We start from the raw sequence: 16,403 nt of genomic DNA on the forward strand, positions 1-16,403 counted from the left end.
GATTTCTTCTGTTTATTTAGCGTGGAATACAAGTGCTTGTACTTTACACCAGCACGCAGCAGTGTCGCGGAGTAAAATTCATGGGAAAAGGAGACCTTCCAATGAATCACATAACCGACCTCGCGGCCTTGAAAAAGCCGCTGCCGGACGCTTTGCTTGCCACCCTCGGTACACTGTTTGGCGAACGTTTCTCGACCACCATCGCGATGCGCGAGCATCATGGCCGCGATGCATCTTCGTATGACCCGATGCTGCCGGATGCGGTCGTGTTTGTTGAATCGACCGAGGAGGTCGCGGCGCTGGTCAAGCTGTGCAGCGAATATCAGATCCCGGTAATCCCGTTCGGCAGCGGCACCTCGCTGGAAGGCCATGTGCTGGCATTGCAGGGCGGGATTTCGATTGATCTGTCGCGCATGAACCGGTTGCTGGCGATCCACGCCGAAGATCTGACGGCAACGGTGCAAACCGGTGTCACCCGCAAACAGCTGAACCATGAAATCAAGGATAGCGGCCTGTTCTTCCCGATCGATCCCGGCGCCGATGCTTCGATCGGCGGCATGGCCGCAACCCGTGCTTCCGGGACCAACGCCGTGCGCTACGGGAGCATGCGCGAGAACACGCTGGCGCTGACGGTGGTAACCGCCGATGGCCGGATCATCAAGACCGGCACGCGCGCCAAGAAATCGGCGGCAGGTTACGACCTGACGCGTATTTTTGTCGGCAGCGAAGGCACGCTGGGCGTGATTACCGAAGTAACCGTCAAGCTCTATCCGCAACCGGAAGCCATTTCAGCAGCGGTATGTTCGTTCCAGAATATCGCCGATGCGGTCAATGCCGTGATCCAGACGATTCAGCTCGGCGTGCCGGTGGCAAGGGTAGAGCTGCTGGATGAAAACGGCGTCAAAGCCATCAATGCACATTCGAAACTGGCATTACCGGAACAACCGTTGCTGCTGTTTGAATTCCATGGCAGCGAGAACGGCGTCAAGGAGCAGGCAGAGATCGTGCAGGCGGTGGTGGCCGACCATCACGCTACCGGTTTCGAATGGGCGACGCGGCCGGAAGACCGTTCGCGCTTATGGACCGCACGCCACAACGCCTATTTCGCCCTGCTGCAATTGCGTCCCGGCAGCCGTGCGATTTCAACCGATTGCTGCGTGCCGATTTCACGTCTGGCGGAATGCATCCTCGAGACCAAGGCCGATTGCGAAGCGAACGGCATGGTGTATTCGATTATCGGCCACGTCGGCGATGGCAATTTCCATGTGCAGATGCTGGTCGATCCTGACGATGCCGCCGACATCGCGCGCGCCGAGGGCGTAAACGCGCGCATGGTCAGCCGCGCCATCGGCATGGACGGTACTTGCACCGGCGAACATGGTGTCGGATTGCACAAGATCGACTTCCTGATTGAAGAGCATGGCGTCGAAGCGATAGCCACCATGCGCGCACTGAAGCATGCTTTCGATCCCAAGAACATCATGAATCCGGGAAAGATAATCCGTTGGTGAGCCCGCTGCATTTTCTGAATTTACCCGCCAGCCATGTCGAATAAAACTCCCTTGGTCAACCGGCTGCCGCCGGTGCATGCCTTGTCCGCATTTGAAGCTGCCGCACGCCATCATTCGTTCGCGCTGGCAGCGGATGAGCTATGCATCACGCCGTCGGCACTGTCGCACCGCATACGCTTGCTGGAAGATTTCGTCGGTGAGCGTTTGTTTTCGCGCGAAGGACGCACTGTCGCCTTGTCGGAATTCGGTCACCGTTATCTGGATGTGGTGCGCAGTGCCTTGCGCACCCTGACTGAATTTCCGCTACCGCAACGTAACGCCCAGGCGCAGCCAAGAATCAAGATCACCGCGCCGCCGACGTTTGCACGCCATTTGCTGATCCCTCATTTGCACGGGTTTGCCAGCCGGCACCCGGAGATCGTGGTCGAGATATTCCTGTCGGTGCCGCTGTATGACCTGAGCTTGACCGAGAGCGATCTCGAAGTACGTTTCGGCGCCGGCAAGTACCCCAACACCACCACAGAGAAACTTTTCGAAGAACCAACCTTTGCTGTCGCAAGCCCAGCGTATCTGAAGAAGATCGGTCCGCTCGACAAGCCCGGCGATTTGCGCAAAGCCAGCTTGTTGCGCTCCGCGCTCGAACCCTGGCAGCCTTGGTTCCAGGAAGCCGGCCTGGATTGGCCCGAGCCTTCCGTCGGCTTGCGCGCCGATGATCTGGGTTTGTTGCTGGAACTGGTGCGCCATGGCCATGGTGTAGGCCTGACCCGCAAGCATTTTGCCCAGCAGATGATTGCGCAAGGAGAAGTGGTGCAACTGTTCGACATCAGCCTGACCTCGCCGCCCCACGCTTATTATCTGGTCTACCAGCAAAAGCCGCAGGAGAGGCCGGAAGTGACAACCTTTATCGAATGGATGAAAGAGACTTTCAGCCGTATTTGAGCGGGATGGAGGGATGGCGCCTGGCGGCCTGAAAACATTTCATCTGCCCGGTGCAAGCTTTTCAGCAGAAAATCATCCTGCAAAAAACACAATATCGTTATACTCGCCGGCAGATGTCAATCGCTTTGAATGTTCGTCAGTTAATGGAAAAACAGCATGAATTCGCTCGCCTCAACTGCCACTGCCACCGCCGCTGAACCCGCCTTTAGCCCTGCTCGTCAACAGCAAGTCGTCAGCGCATTGCGGACGCTGTTGCCGGAGCATGCGTTGTTATCCAACCTGGAAGATACCCGGCCCTACGAATGCGACGGCCTGGCAGCCTATCGGCAGACGCCGATGGTGGTCGCGCTGCCGGAGAACGAGGCGCAGGTGGTCGCTATCCTCAAGGCTTGCCGCGATCTCAAGGTGCCTATCGTGCCACGCGGCGCCGGTACCGGCTTGTCCGGTGGCGCCATGCCGATCGCTGACGGCGTGGTCTTGTCCACCGCTAAATTTACCCGCATCGTCAAGCTCGACCCCTATGCGCGGACTGCCGTGGTGCAGCCGGGCGTACGCAACCTGGCCATTTCGGAGGCGGCAGCTGCGCATGACCTGTACTACGCACCGGATCCGTCTTCGCAGATTGCATGCACCATCGGCGGCAATGTGGCGGAGAACTCTGGCGGCGTGCACTGCCTGAAATACGGCCTGACAGTGCACAACGTGCTGCGGGTGCGGATGGTCACCATAGAAGGCGAAGTGATCGAACTCGGCAACGGTGCGCTGGATGCGCCGGGTCTCGATTTGCTGGCGGTCTTTGTCGGCTCGGAAGGCATGCTGGGCGTGGTCACTGAAGTTACCGTCAAGCTGATTCCCAAGCCGCAGGCAGCGCGCGTGATCATGGCGTCGTTCGACGACGTCGTGAAGAGCGGCAATGCGGTGGCCAATGTGATTGCCGCCGGCATCATCCCGGCTGGCCTGGAGATGATGGACCGCACCAGCTCGCGCATGGTGGAACCCTTCGTCAAGGCTGGCTACGACATCGACGCCGCTGCCATCCTGTTATGCGAATCGGATGGCACTATCGAAGAAGTGGAAGAAGAAATCGGTCGCATGAGTGACGTACTGAGTGCCAGCGGCGCAACCCGTATCGAAGTATCTACTTCGGAAGCGGAGCGCCTGCGCTTCTGGTCGGGCCGCAAGAATGCCTTCCCCGCCGCCGGCCGCATTTCTCCTGATTACTACTGCATGGACGGCACCATTCCACGCAAGAACCTGGCGCAGGTATTGCTCGGGATCGAGCAGATGGAAAAAAAATACGGCCTGCGTTGCGCCAACGTATTCCATGCCGGCGACGGTAATCTGCACCCTCTGATTTTGTTCGATGCCAATGTGGCGGGCGAATTTCATCGGGCCGAAGAATTCGGCGCCGAGATTCTTGAACTGTGCGTTGCTGTCGGCGGTACCATCACCGGCGAGCACGGTGTCGGTATCGAAAAAATCAACTCGATGTGCGTGCAGTTTTCACCGCTCGAACGCGAGGCGTTCTTCAACGTCAAGCGCGCTTTCGATACCGCATTCCTGTTGAATCCGGATAAAGCGATTCCGACTTTGCAACGCTGTGCCGAGTACGGCAAGATGCACGTTCAGCGCGGGCAGTTGAAGTTTGCAGATCTGCCGCGCTTCTAATCAAAAGACACAAGAAAATATGGACGCAGAGTTATTCAAACAGCAGGCCAAGGCGCAAATTCTCGCCGCCGGTGCAGAGCGTTGTCCTCTGGAAATTCGCGGTGGCGGCAGCAAGAGCTGGTATGGCCAGCAAGTACAAGGCGACTTGCTCGATACGCGCGCCTACAGCGGCGTCATCGACTACGAGCCGACCGAACTGGTGATTACCGCGCGTTGCGGCACGCCGCTGGCTGAGGTCGAGGCATTGCTGGCGCAGCACAATCAAATGCTGGCATTCGAGCCGCCGCATTTTGGCAGCGCTGCCACGCTGGGCGGCACGGTCGCCAGCGGTTTGTCCGGTCCGTCGCGGCAGGCGGTTGGCGCCTTGCGCGACTTTGTGCTGGGTGCGGTGCTGATGGATGGTAAGGGTGATATTTTGCATTTCGGCGGCCAGGTCATGAAGAACGTTGCGGGATACGATGTGTCGCGTTTGCTGGCCGGGTCGCTCGGCACGCTCGGCTTGATTCTCGAAGTTTCGTTGAAGGTCTTGCCGATCTCTGTCGCCAGCAGCAGCCGTCGTTTTGCCATGACAGAAGCCGATGCGATCCGCAGCCTGAATCAATGGAGTGGTTTGCCCTTGCCGATTTCCGCCAGTTGCTGGCAGGACGGCATGCTGACGCTACGCTTGTCCGGCGCGCAGGCGGCGGTGAGCGCAGCCGAAAAAAATCTTGGCGGCGAAGTGGTTGCCGACGCTGATAATTTTTGGCAAGCAATCCGTGAGCAGACACATTGTTTTTTTGCCGCGGCAACTTCACAGAAGTTTTTGTGGCGACTGTCGCTGCCATCGACGACAGCATCGCTGGCATTACCCGGCGAGACTTTGATCGAATGGGGTGGGGCGCAACGCTGGCTAATCACCGATGTCGATGCTGCGCAAATCCGCGAAGCGGTTGCTGCTGTCGGCGGCCACGCAACCCTGTATCGTACCAACGGTGCTATTGACAAGAGTGCCGGCGTGTTCCATCCGCTGGCACCTGCGGTGGCGCAAATTCATCGGCGTTTGAAAGCCAGCTTCGATCCTTCGGCGATCTTCAACATCGGCCGCATGTATCCGGACTTCTAACCAATCATTAACGAAGCAAGCCATGCAAACCAATCTAGCCGATTTCATCAAGAATACTCGCGCCGGCAAGGAGGCCGATGCGATTTTGCGCGCCTGCGTGCATTGCGGATTTTGTACGGCCACTTGCCCCACTTATCAATTGCTGGGCGACGAGCTGGACGGTCCGCGCGGACGCATCTATCTGATCAAGCAGGTGCTGGAAGGTGCGCCGGCAACCGCCAAGACGCAGTCTCATCTGGATCGCTGCCTGACTTGCCGCAATTGTGAGTCGACTTGTCCATCCGGTGTCGAATACGGCCGCCTGCTCGATATCGGACGTAAGGTAGTGGAAGATCAGGTGCCGCGGCCGATCGCGCAGCAATTGACGCGCAAGCTGCTGAAAGAATTCTTGCCGCGGCCGTGGCTGTTCAAGCCAGCCATGGCGGCGGGACAATTACTGCGGCCTTTGCTGCCGCGCAAATTGAAAAACAAGATTCCGGAAAAGCAGGAGGCGGGTGTGCTGCCGCAACGTCAGCATACCCGCAAGATGTTATTGCTGGACGGCTGTGTACAGCCTGCGATGTCACCCAATATCAATCGCGCTGCCGCGCGGGTTTTCGACGCACTCGAGGTGCAATTGGTGGTGGCGCCCAAGGCCGGTTGCTGCGGCGCGATTCGTTATCACCTGAACGACCAGGTCGGCGGCCTGGATGACATGCGGCGCAATATCGATGCATGGTGGCCGTATGTAATCGGCAGCAATGGAGATGGCGTCGAAGCGATCGTCATGACCGCTTCCGGTTGCGGTGTCACGGTCAAGGAGTACGGCCATTTGCTAGCTGCGGATCCTCTCTATGCGGTGAAGGCAAAAGCTATTTCTGCCTTGACCAAGGATTTGAGCGAAATCCTGCCAGAGTTTGAAATTGAACTGCAGCAAAAACTACGCGGGAAATTTTCTCAGCGGGTGGTTTATCATCCGCCATGCACCTTGCAGCACGGCCAACAAATCCGCGGCAAGGTGGAAGGCCTGCTGCGCGGCGTCGGCGTCGATGTACAGTTATGCGCGGACAGTCATTTGTGCTGCGGTTCGGCGGGTACTTATTCGGTATTGCAGCCGGAACTGTCATACAGGCTGCGCGATAACAAGCTGGAAAAATTGCAGGCAAGCCGGCCCGACATGATCGTCTCTGCCAATATCGGTTGCCTGACGCACTTGCAATCGGGTACGCAGACGCCGGTCAGACATTGGATAGAGCTGCTCGACCAGGCCCTGTCCTGAACTGCTTGTGCGATGTGATGGCGAACTGACGAAATTGGATGTCGGCCCAAAGATGATTCATAATAAAAATCTTTTATAAAAATCGCACGGGACAGGGTTCATGCCAGAGATATCAACGCTAAAGCTAAATGCGCGTCAGCAGGAGTTGTTGAGTTATGTGCAACGTGACGGTTTCGTCACGGTAGAACATCTGGCCACACGTTTCCAGATCACGCAGCAGACGATCCGGCGCGACATCAATTTGCTGGCGGAAATGAACCTGTTGCAGCGCTACCACGGCGGTGTAGGGTTGCCTTCCAGCGCCGAGAATATCGCCTACGGTGCAAGACAGGGCTTGTATTCGGAAGAAAAGCGCCGCATCGCCGCCCTGGTGGTGGAACATATCCCGGATCAGGCAACACTCTTCATCAACCTCGGCACCACCAATGAAGAAGTGGCCAAGGCCCTGAGCCGGCGCCGCAATCTGCGCGTGATCACCAATAACCTGAACGTGGCTGCGATCATGAGCGGCTACCCGGGCTGCGAGGTGATCATCACCGGTGGCGTAGTGCGCGCCCGCGACCTGGGAATTACCGGCGAAGAAACTATCGATTTCATCCGCCGCTTCAAAGTCGATTTCGGCATCATCGGCATCTCCAGCATCGAAGCCGATGGCACCCTGCGCGATTTCGATTATCGCGAAGTGCGGGTTTCCGAAGCGATCATCGAACATTCGCGCACTGTATTCCTGGTCGCCGATCATTCGAAATTCTGGCGGCCTGCACTGGTGCGGCTTGGCGATATTTCGAAGGTCAATGCGCTGTTTACCGACCGGCCGGTGCCGGAGGAAATGGCGGCCATTTTCGAAGAAGCGAAAATCGACGTGTTTGTTGCGGAGAGCGGTTCGGCGGCGGCTTAGCCCGTATGTATCCCAACTGTAAGCCTTACTGACGTATTTACCCGCCCGTAGCGCCATTCGTGCGCAGCATCGCTGCCCCTACCATGGGGTCTTCAAAGATCAGAGCTCTCCATTCCGTTACGAATCGACGACGTAGTGATCTGGGGGCAGAGTCAACTTTCGCAGGTTTGTTTCTTTGCGTTTTGACTGCTTCTGCTCCGTGCTCCACTAAGCGGGGTCAGAGTGAAGTTTTGGCGGTAAAGCATACCGAAAGTTCACTCTGACCCCGGTTAGTTAGTTTTGCTTGTCGCTAAAACACCCTGCCGACTAACTTTGATGGGCATTTTCCGATTGCGGGTTTGAGAAGGTGGACATAGAAATTGTCTATAGACAATTAAGTCTATTGCTATCGAAAAATTTCTTTTGATAAATATAAACGATTATCAATGTTCGAATTCGAACAATATACTTTCGAATATAAATATTTTATGATGTGCAGTGACATTGCAGACATGCTATTTTGCTAATTGGCAACAATGGGATTTGTCTGATAAGCGTGTTACGGACACAAGGAGATAGCTGTGGCATCAAGTGAAGTTGTTGATTTATTGGTGGTGGGCGGCGGCGTTAACGGCGCGGGGATTGCGCGTGACGCTGCAGGGCGCGGACTGAGCGTGTTGCTTTGCGAACAGGACGATCTGGCGTCGCATACCTCATCGGCTAGTACCAAATTGATCCACGGTGGCCTGCGCTATCTGGAACACTACGAATTCAGCCTGGTGCGCAAAGCGTTGCAGGAGCGTGAGCGCTTACTGCGACTGGCGCCTCATATCATTGCGCCGTTGCGTTTCGTGATGCCGCATGTGTCGCACTTGCGGCCGGCCTGGATGATACGCGCCGGCATGTTCTTATACGACAACCTGGCCAAGCGCGAATTGCTGGCGGGCTCTCGCGTCATTGATTTCCGCAAGCATGTCGCCGGCGCGCCGCTGAAAAAAACGTTGACCAAAGGTTTTGTCTATTCCGACGCCGCGGTGCAAGATGCGCGTCTGGTGGTTCTCAACGCGATGGACGCCAGGGAACGTGGCGCCACCATCCTGACTAAAACCCGCCTGATCGAAGCCAAACGTGGCAAGCAATACTGGGATGCCACCTTACAGTCGACCTTGACTGGCGAGACCACGGAAATCAAGGCGCGTTGTGTCGTCAATGCCGCGGGACCCTGGGTCGCCAGCTTGTTGAGTGGCGCCTTGCATACCTCAGCGCAGCACCATATCCGCCTGGTCAAAGGCAGTCATATCGTCACCAGGCGTTTGTTCGATCACGATCACGCGTACATCTTCCAGAACCCCGACAAGCGCATCGTCTTTGCGATTCCTTATGAATCCGATTTCACCTTGATCGGCACCACCGATGTCGAGTACAGCGGCGATCCGAGCAAGGTTGCAATTTCAGATGAAGAGACCGCTTACCTGTGTGAATCGGTCAGCCGCTATTTCGAGACAGCGGTAACGCCGTCGCAGGTGGTCTGGTCTTATGCCGGCGTGCGGCCGTTGTTGGAAGAAGAAATCGCCAATCCGTCCGCAGTTACGCGCGACTATCGCCTGGAGTTGAAAGCCGAAGAAGGACAGGCGCCTGTGCTGTCAGTATTCGGCGGAAAAATAACCACTTACCGGCGCCTGGCGGAAGAAGCCATGGAGCATTTGCAACCGCTGTTCGGATATATGAAAGCGCATTGGACCGCCGACGAAGCACTGCCCGGCGGCGATATCGCCAATGCCGATTTTGCAGAGTTCCGGCGCATTTTCCAACAACGCCACGCATGGCTGCCGACCGCTTTGGCGGCGCGTTACGCGCGCACCTATGGCACCCGTGCCTCACGCCTGCTGGCCGGAATTCACGACGTCGCCGGACTGGGTGAGTTGTTCGGCGCGGATCTATACGAAGCGGAAGTGCGCTATCTGATGCAGAACGAATGGGCGCTGACTGCGGACGATATCCTGTGGCGCCGTTCCAAGCTGGGATTACGGTTTGACGCAGCTGCCGTCGATCGTTTGAACAGCTGGCTGGAGCAGCAGCAAGTGCCAGCGCCGGCCGCCATGCTCGCATGAAATTTTTTCCCGATCGGGTTTGAGTGCAGTTGTTCAGTAGTGACGTTCAGTAGTTACGTCGGAAGATAAAAAAGACGGATCCGGAATCATCTCCGGGTCAAAGTCACCCCGGTCCGCGCAAGCGGATTCACCAACCTTGGAGTAGACAAGTTGAAAGACAAATATATTTTAGCCCTGGATCAAGGGACTACCAGTTCGCGCGCCATCCTGTTTGACCGTCAAGGCAATATCGTTTCTTCAGCGCAGAAAGAATTCCGCCAGATCTATCCGCAGCCGGGCTGGGTTGAACATGATCCGCAGGAAATCTGGTCGACCCAGGTCGGGGTTGCGGCCGAGGCCTCGACCAACATCGGTTTGAACGGCACTTCGATTGCCGCCATCGGCATTACCAACCAACGCGAAACTACCGTGGTCTGGGATCGCGAAACCGGCAAGGCTGTGTATAACGCTATCGTCTGGCAAGACCGTCGCACCGCCGCATTTTGCGATCAGCTGAAAGCCGACGGCCTGGGAGAAACCATCCGCGCCAAAACCGGCTTGCTGGTCGATTCCTATTTTTCTGCTACCAAGATCCGCTGGATACTGAAGAACGTCGAAGGCGCGCAGCAACTGGCCGATCAAGGGCGTCTGGCATTCGGCACCATCGATACCTGGCTGGTTTGGAATATGACGCGCGGTAAATTGCATCTGACCGATGTGTCGAACGCTTCACGCACCATGCTGTTCAATATCCACACCATGCAGTGGGACGACGAACTGCTTGAGATCATGGGCGTACCGCGCAGCATGCTGCCGGAAGTACGTTCCTCCAGCGAAGTTTACGGTCATACCGAAGTTTCCGGTTTCGGCTCTGAAATTCCTCTGGCCGGGATTGCGGGCGACCAACAGGCTGCATTGTTCGGGCAAATGTGCACCCAACCCGGCATGGTCAAGAATACTTACGGTACCGGTTGCTTCATGGTGATGAATACCGGCACCAAGCCAATCATCTCGAAAAACAATTTGCTGACTACGGTCGCCTGGAAAATCGGCAACGAGGTTAACTACGCGCTGGAAGGCAGTATCTTCATCGGCGGCGCAGTGGTGCAATGGTTGCGCGATGGTCTCGGCATCATCAAGACTTCCACTGAAATCGAAGCCCTGGCGCGCAGCGTCAAGAGCAGCGACGGCGTGTACCTGGTGCCGGCCTTCGCCGGCCTTGGCGCACCGCATTGGAATCCGCATGCACGCGGCACCATCTTTGGCATCACCCGTGGCACCACGTCTGCACATTACGCGCGGGCGGCGCTCGACAGCATCGCCTACCAAACCATGGACGTGTTGAAAGCGATGGAGGCCGATGCCGGCATCGTGATTCCGGAACTGCGGGTCGACGGTGGCGCCACTGCCAACAATCTGCTGATGCAATTCCAGTCCGATATCCTGGGCGTCGATGTGGTGCGGCCGAAAGTGACGGAAACCACAGCACTGGGCGCGGCGTATCTGGCTGGCCTGGCGGTCGGCTACTGGAGCAGCACCGACGACGTGCAAGGCCAGTGGCAACTCGACCAGCGTTTCAAGCCGGCGCTGCCGGCGGCAGAAGTGCAGGCCAGCATCAAAGGCTGGCAGCGGGCGATTGCAGCAGCGACGGTCTGGGCAGATTCCTGACCATCAGCCAGTAGCAGACACCGTTAGATAAAAACAGAACGGAGCGCGGATCAGAATCTGCGTTCCTCTCGCTTCCTATTTCCGAAAGAGTTTTTCATGACTCCCTTTTTAGCTGAATTCGTGGGCACTGCCCTGATTGTCTTGCTTGGCAACGGTGTGGTTGCCAACGTTCTCTTGAGTAAAACCCACGGCAACGGCAGCGGCCTGATTGTGATTACCGTCGGCTGGGCGATGGCGGTATTTGTCGGGGTTTTCGTTGCCGCCTCATCCAGCGGCGCGCATCTTAATCCGGCGGTAACGCTGGCGCTGGCAGTGGCCGGCAAGTTCGCCTGGGCCAGCGTGCCGGGCTACATTCTGTCGCAAATGCTGGGCGGGATGATGGGTGCTTTCCTGGTGTGGCTGGTGTATCGCAACCACTTTGCGGAGACCTCGGACGGTAATCTTAAGCTGGCAGCGTTTTGCACAGCGCCAGCGATTCGCAATACCTTCGGCAATGTGGTTTCCGAAGTGGTCGGTACTTTCGTGCTGGTCTATTGCGTATTGAATATTGCTTCGCCGACGATGGGACTGGGCGCACTGGATGCCTTGCCTGTCGCCTTGCTGGTGATGAGTATCGGCGTCTCTTTAGGCGGCACCACCGGCTACGCGATCAATCCGGCGCGCGACCTGGGGCCGCGCCTGATGCACGCATTGCTGCCGATCCCGGGTAAACGCGATAGCGACTGGGGTTATGCATTGGTACCGGTGATCGGTTCGATAACAGGCGGCGTGTTGGCGGCGCTGGTGTATGGCCTGCAAATGGCGCACTGACAAGGTCTTCGATGCCGCCTGCTGGCGGCATCGACATGTTTATTTCGCCAGCAATTTCTCAATATCCGCAACCAGGCCTTCCGGCTTGGTCTGTGGTGCAAAACGGTCGACCACGGCACCGTCCTTACCCACCAGGAATTTGGTGAAATTCCATTTGATGCCTTCGCTGCCAAGCAAGCCCGGCGCCGCGTTTTTCAGGTATTGGTAAAGTGGGGCTGCGTGATCGCCGTTGACGTCGATCTTCTCGAACAAGGGAAACGTGACGCCGTAGTTCTTCTCGCAGAAAGCGCCGATTTCGTCAGCGGTTCCCGGTTCCTGGGCGCCGAACTGATTGCACGGAAAGCCTAGCACTTCGAAACCTTGATCATGGTACTTCTGGTAAATCTCTTCCAGTCCCTTGTACTGCGGCGTGAAACCGCAATTGCTGGCGGTGTTGACGATCAGTAACACCTTGCCGCGGAAGGCTGCCAGTGAGCTGGGCGCACCGTCTAGTTGATTGACGGTGAAATCATAAATGCTGGTGTCGGTACTCATATAATCCCCAGATGTTCAGTGCCGGCAGCCAGGTCGCGGTCTTTCGAGTCCTTGCTGCGCAGCTTGATGGAAAGTCGCAAATCGTTAACCGAATCGGCGTTACGCAAAGCGTCTTCGTAACTGACTTTATCCTCTTCATACAAATCGAACAGCGCCTGGTCGAAAGTCTGCATGCCGAGCTCGCGCGACTTCTTCATGATTTCCTTGATTTCATGGACGTCGCCCTTGAAAATCAGGTCTGAAATCAGAGGCGAATTCAGCAAGATTTCCACTGCCACACAGCGTCCCTTGACGGTTTTCAGCGGAATCAGCCGTTGCGAGATGATGCCCTTCAGATTCAGCGACAGATCCATCAGCAATTGCGGCCGGCGTTCTTCCGGGAAGAAGTTGATGATGCGGTCCAGCGCCTGGTTGGCGCTGTTGGCATGCAAGGTGGCCAGGCACAGGTGGCCGGTTTCGGCAAAGGCGATAGCGTAGTCCATGGTTTCGCGATCGCGGATTTCGCCGATCAGGATGACGTCGGGGGCCTGGCGCAGGGTGTTTTTCAAGGCCACGCCCCAGCTATCCGTATCGACCCCGACTTCACGCTGGGTGACGATGCAATTCTTGTGCGGGTGAATGTATTCGACCGGATCCTCGATGGTGATGATATGGCCGTAGCTGTTTTCATTACGATAACCGACCATCGCCGCCAGCGTGGTCGATTTGCCCGAACCGGTCGCGCCAACCATGATCACCAGGCCGCGCTTGGTCATGGCGACATCTTTTAGCGTAGGCGGCAAGCCGAGGTCTTCGAATTTCGGGATATCGGTGGTGATGGTGCGCAGTACCATGCCGACCCGGCCTTGCTGGATGAAGGCCGAGGCGCGGAACCGTCCCAGTCCGGCCGGGCTGATGGCGAAATTGCATTCCTTGGTTTCTTCGAAATCGGCCGCCTGCTTGTCGCTCATGATGGCGCGCGCCAGTTCCAGCGTATGGATGGATGTCAGCGCCTGGTTCGACACCGGCGTGATTTTGCCGTCGATCTTGAACGCGGGCGGGAAGTCTGCCGTAATGAACAGATCGGAGCCACGCTTGCTGACCATCAGGCGCAGCAAGTCGTGCATGAATTTGGTCGCTTGATCTCTTTCCATGATTCTTATCCTAATGTATTTGAAGATTAAGCTTAGCCTGGGAAATTATCTGGTGTCTTGGCCGCTGCACGTGCGCTAGCCAGCGAGATCACGTTGCGCTTGACCAGTTCGGTCAGGTTGCTGTCGAGGGTTTGCATGCCCATGTTGCTGCCAGTCTGGATCGCCGAATACATCTGCGCAATCTTGCTTTCGCGGATCAGGTTGCGGATCGCCGGCGTGCCCAGCATGATTTCATGGGCGGCTACGCGGCCGGAACCGTCTTTGGTCTTGAGCAAGCTTTGGGAGATCACCGCTTGCAGCGATTCCGACAGCATGGCGCGCACCATTTCTTTTTCTTCGCCCGGGAACACGTCGACGATACGGTCGATGGTTTTGGCGGCAGAAGAGGTGTGCAGCGTGCCGAATACCAGATGGCCGGTTTCGGCGGCTGTCAGTGCCAGCCGGATGGTTTCCAGGTCGCGTAATTCGCCGACCAGGATGACATCGGGATCTTCCCGCAATGCTGAGCGCAGCGCATTACTGAACGAATGGGTGTGCGGCCCGACTTCGCGTTGGTTGATCAGGCACTTGTTCGATTGATGGACGAATTCGATAGGGTCTTCGATGGTCAGGATATGCGCGTATTCATTTTCATTGACGTGATTGACCATGGCCGCCAGCGTGGTCGATTTGCCGGAACCGGTCGGGCCGGTGACCAGCACCAGGCCACGCGGCTTCAGCGCCAACTCGGCAAAGATGCGCGGCGCGTTCAGTTGTTCCAGCGTCAGGACTGTCGACGGAATGGTCCGCAACACGGCCGCAGCGCCGCGATCCTGGTTGAATGCATTCACGCGGAATCGCGCCAGGCCAGGGATTTCAAACGAAAAATCGACTTCCAGATGTTCTTCGTATGCCTTGCGCTGGCCATCGTTCATGATGTCATAGATCATTGAATGCACATCCTTGTGCTCCAACGGCGGCAAGTTGATACGGCGCACATCTCCATGAACCCGGATCATCGGCGGCAAGCCTGCGGATAGATGCAAATCGGATGCCTTATTCTTCACCGAAAAAGCCAGAAGTTCGGAAATGTCCATTTATAATCCCTGTGCTGTATTTTGTTTGTTGAAAGGCATTTTTTTTCTGCCCAGGCACTGCTTGTCAGACCGCCTGGCCATGCAAGTAGGTAGTTCTTTACGGCAATTTTCAAACTCTCCGATTATGTCCTTAATGTCCCACAAGTTGCAAGCCGTCCATAGCAGTATTCAGGCTGCGGCTACTGCGGTGTCGCGCCGGCCTGACAGTGTCGCATTGCTGGCGGTGTCCAAAACCTTTGGCGCCGAGATGGTGCTGGAAGCGATTGCTGCCGGCCAGCGTGCTTTCGGTGAAAACTACCTGCAGGAGGCGCTGGCGAAAATGGCAGCGGTCGACCTGGCGCTCAAGTCAGGGTCGGATGCCGGCGCTGATGTCTTGTTGGAATGGCATTTTATCGGGCCGATTCAAAGCAACAAGACGCGCGCCATCGCCGAGCATTTCGACTGGGCGCATACGGTCGATCGCGAAAAAATCGCCCAACGCCTGTCGCAGCAACGGCCGCCACACCTGGCGCCGTTGAATATCTGCCTGCAGGTGAATATCAGCGGCGAGGCGAGCAAGAGCGGCATGGCGCCGTCGGAAGTGCTGGATGTGGCGCGCGCAGTTGTGGGATTGCCCGGGCTGACCTTACGCGGCTTGATGGCGATACCGGAGCCAACCGAGGATCAACAGAAACAACGTGCGGCATTTCGCCAGACCAGGGAATTGCTGACGCAGCTGCAACAGGAATTAGCGGCACCGCAACTGGATACCTTGTCGATGGGAATGTCGGCAGACATGGCGGTGGCGATTGAAGAAGGCGCTACTATCGTGCGCGTGGGCAGCGCAATTTTTGGACAACGGGAACGGATGCGGGAATTATGAAAAGTCAATTGAATATCAGTTTCATCGGCGGCGGCAACATGGCAGCGGCCTTGATCGGCGGCTTGGCCGGCAAGGTTACTGACGGCGCCAACATCCATGTGATCGACCTGAACCCGGAAGCCTTGCAGAATCTGGCGCAACGGTTTGGCGTCAGCACGGCAACCGAAATCGATGCAGCGGTAAGCGCCAGCGAAGTGATCGTGCTGGCGGTCAAGCCTCAGCAAATGAAGGAAGTGGTGGCCAAATTGCGGCCGCACGTCACGACGCAGCTGGTGTTGTCGATTGCGGCCGGGATTCGCGCCGTCGATCTGGCGCGTTGGCTCGGCGGCCACGATGCCATCGTGCGCTGCATGCCGAATACACCGGCGCTGATCGGCCAGGGAATTACCGGGATGGTCGCTACCGCCGGCGTATCGGACGGCCAACGCGAAACCGCCGATCTTATCTTGCGCGCGGTGGGAAGCACGGTGTGGCTGGATGACGAGGCGAAGATCGACGCGGTAACCGCGGTATCGGGCAGCGGCCCGGCGTATGTATTTTATTTTATCGAAGCGATGCAGCAGGCGGCCCAGGAACTGGGTTTGACTGCGCAGCAGGGTATTGAACTGGCCAAGGCCACCTTTGTCGGCGCAGCGCAGCTTGCGGCGCAATCGTCAGAACCGGTGTCCTTATTGCGCGAGCGTGTCACTTCCAAGGGCGGCACCACTTATGCTGCGTTGACCAGCATGGAGATTGCTGACGTCAAAGGCGCAATCATCACCGCCATTAAGGCAGCGGCAGCGCGTGGACAGGAATTGGGCGACGAGTTCGGCCGCGACTAACTTGCCCACCCTACAAAAAACAGCGGCAATCGCATCGCGACTGCCGCTGTTTTT

14 protein-coding genes are annotated in these 16,403 nt (G+C 57.1%); 11 read left to right on the forward strand and 3 right to left on the reverse strand.

The genetic code is table 11. The features are described 5' to 3' along the window. The first annotated feature begins 101 nt into the window (after positions 1 to 101). The 9 genes from BM205_RS10920 to BM205_RS10960 all read left to right on the forward strand — a co-directional run bounded on the left by BM205_RS10920 (position 102) and on the right by BM205_RS10960 (position 11,923). Positions 102 to 1,511: an FAD-binding oxidoreductase gene (locus tag BM205_RS10920; protein WP_092414536.1), complete on the forward strand. Its 1,410-nt coding sequence runs from the start codon at positions 102 to 104 to the stop codon at positions 1,509 to 1,511. Between the two features lie 51 nt (positions 1,512 to 1,562). Then, a complete protein-coding gene (locus BM205_RS10925) occupies positions 1,563 to 2,450 on the forward strand; it encodes a LysR substrate-binding domain-containing protein (protein WP_092414693.1) in 888 nt (295 codons plus the stop codon). A gap of 156 nt (positions 2,451 to 2,606) precedes the next feature. After that, positions 2,607 to 4,118 carry an FAD-linked oxidase C-terminal domain-containing protein gene (locus BM205_RS10930; protein WP_092414537.1) on the forward strand — a complete coding sequence of 504 codons (1,512 nt, stop codon included), beginning with the start codon at positions 2,607 to 2,609 and terminating at the stop codon, positions 4,116 to 4,118. 19 nt (positions 4,119 to 4,137) lie between these two features. Further along, the gene (glcE, locus tag BM205_RS10935; protein ID WP_092414538.1) at positions 4,138 to 5,220 is read left to right on the forward strand and encodes a glycolate oxidase subunit GlcE; all 1,083 of its coding nucleotides are present in this window, start codon (positions 4,138 to 4,140) and stop codon (positions 5,218 to 5,220) included. Positions 5,221 to 5,242: 22 nt separating this feature from the next. Then, positions 5,243 to 6,478, forward strand: coding sequence for a glycolate oxidase subunit GlcF (gene glcF, locus BM205_RS10940; protein ID WP_092414539.1), 1,236 nt, complete (start codon positions 5,243 to 5,245; stop codon positions 6,476 to 6,478). 100 nt (positions 6,479 to 6,578) lie between these two features. Beyond that, positions 6,579 to 7,376 carry a DeoR/GlpR family DNA-binding transcription regulator gene (locus BM205_RS10945; RefSeq protein WP_092414540.1) on the forward strand — a complete coding sequence of 266 codons (798 nt, stop codon included), beginning with the start codon at positions 6,579 to 6,581 and terminating at the stop codon, positions 7,374 to 7,376. 560 nt (positions 7,377 to 7,936) lie between these two features. After that, a complete protein-coding gene (gene glpD, locus BM205_RS10950; RefSeq protein WP_254783850.1) occupies positions 7,937 to 9,466 on the forward strand; it encodes a glycerol-3-phosphate dehydrogenase in 1,530 nt (509 codons plus the stop codon). Between the two features lie 150 nt (positions 9,467 to 9,616). Next, on the forward strand, positions 9,617 to 11,113 hold the full coding sequence (glpK, locus tag BM205_RS10955; RefSeq protein WP_092414542.1) for a glycerol kinase GlpK: 1,497 nt from the start codon (positions 9,617 to 9,619) through the stop codon (positions 11,111 to 11,113). 96 nt (positions 11,114 to 11,209) lie between these two features. Then, positions 11,210 to 11,923 (forward strand): MIP/aquaporin family protein, encoded by a 714-nt coding sequence (locus tag BM205_RS10960; RefSeq protein WP_092414543.1) that lies wholly within the window; start codon positions 11,210 to 11,212, stop codon positions 11,921 to 11,923. 39 nt (positions 11,924 to 11,962) lie between these two features. On the opposite strand, the gene BM205_RS10965 is transcribed toward BM205_RS10960, so the two are convergent. The 3 genes from BM205_RS10965 to BM205_RS10975 are packed head-to-tail and all read right to left on the reverse strand — an operon-like array spanning position 11,963 to position 14,666. Continuing rightward, positions 11,963 to 12,457, reverse strand: a complete 495-nt coding sequence (locus BM205_RS10965; protein WP_092414544.1) for a glutathione peroxidase — start codon at positions 12,455 to 12,457, stop codon at positions 11,963 to 11,965. Then, on the reverse strand, positions 12,454 to 13,590 hold the full coding sequence (locus BM205_RS10970; protein WP_092414545.1) for a PilT/PilU family type 4a pilus ATPase: 1,137 nt from the start codon (positions 13,588 to 13,590) through the stop codon (positions 12,454 to 12,456). Before BM205_RS10970 ends, BM205_RS10965 begins: the two co-directional genes overlap by 4 nt. 32 nt (positions 13,591 to 13,622) lie before the next feature. Next, positions 13,623 to 14,666 (reverse strand): type IV pilus twitching motility protein PilT, encoded by a 1,044-nt coding sequence (locus BM205_RS10975; RefSeq protein ID WP_092414546.1) that lies wholly within the window; start codon positions 14,664 to 14,666, stop codon positions 13,623 to 13,625. A gap of 124 nt (positions 14,667 to 14,790) precedes the next feature. Between BM205_RS10975 and BM205_RS10980 the strand changes: the two genes are divergently transcribed. After that, positions 14,791 to 15,528, forward strand: coding sequence for a YggS family pyridoxal phosphate-dependent enzyme (locus BM205_RS10980; protein WP_092414547.1), 738 nt, complete (start codon positions 14,791 to 14,793; stop codon positions 15,526 to 15,528). Further along, positions 15,525 to 16,349, forward strand: coding sequence for a pyrroline-5-carboxylate reductase (proC, locus tag BM205_RS10985; RefSeq protein WP_092414548.1), 825 nt, complete (start codon positions 15,525 to 15,527; stop codon positions 16,347 to 16,349). Before BM205_RS10980 ends, proC begins: the two co-directional genes overlap by 4 nt. The last annotated feature ends 54 nt before the right edge of the window (positions 16,350 to 16,403 follow it).

This window comes from Collimonas sp. OK307, from assembly GCF_900113705.1.
In the GTDB taxonomy this organism is placed as follows: Bacteria; Pseudomonadota; Gammaproteobacteria; order Burkholderiales; family Burkholderiaceae_D; genus Collimonas.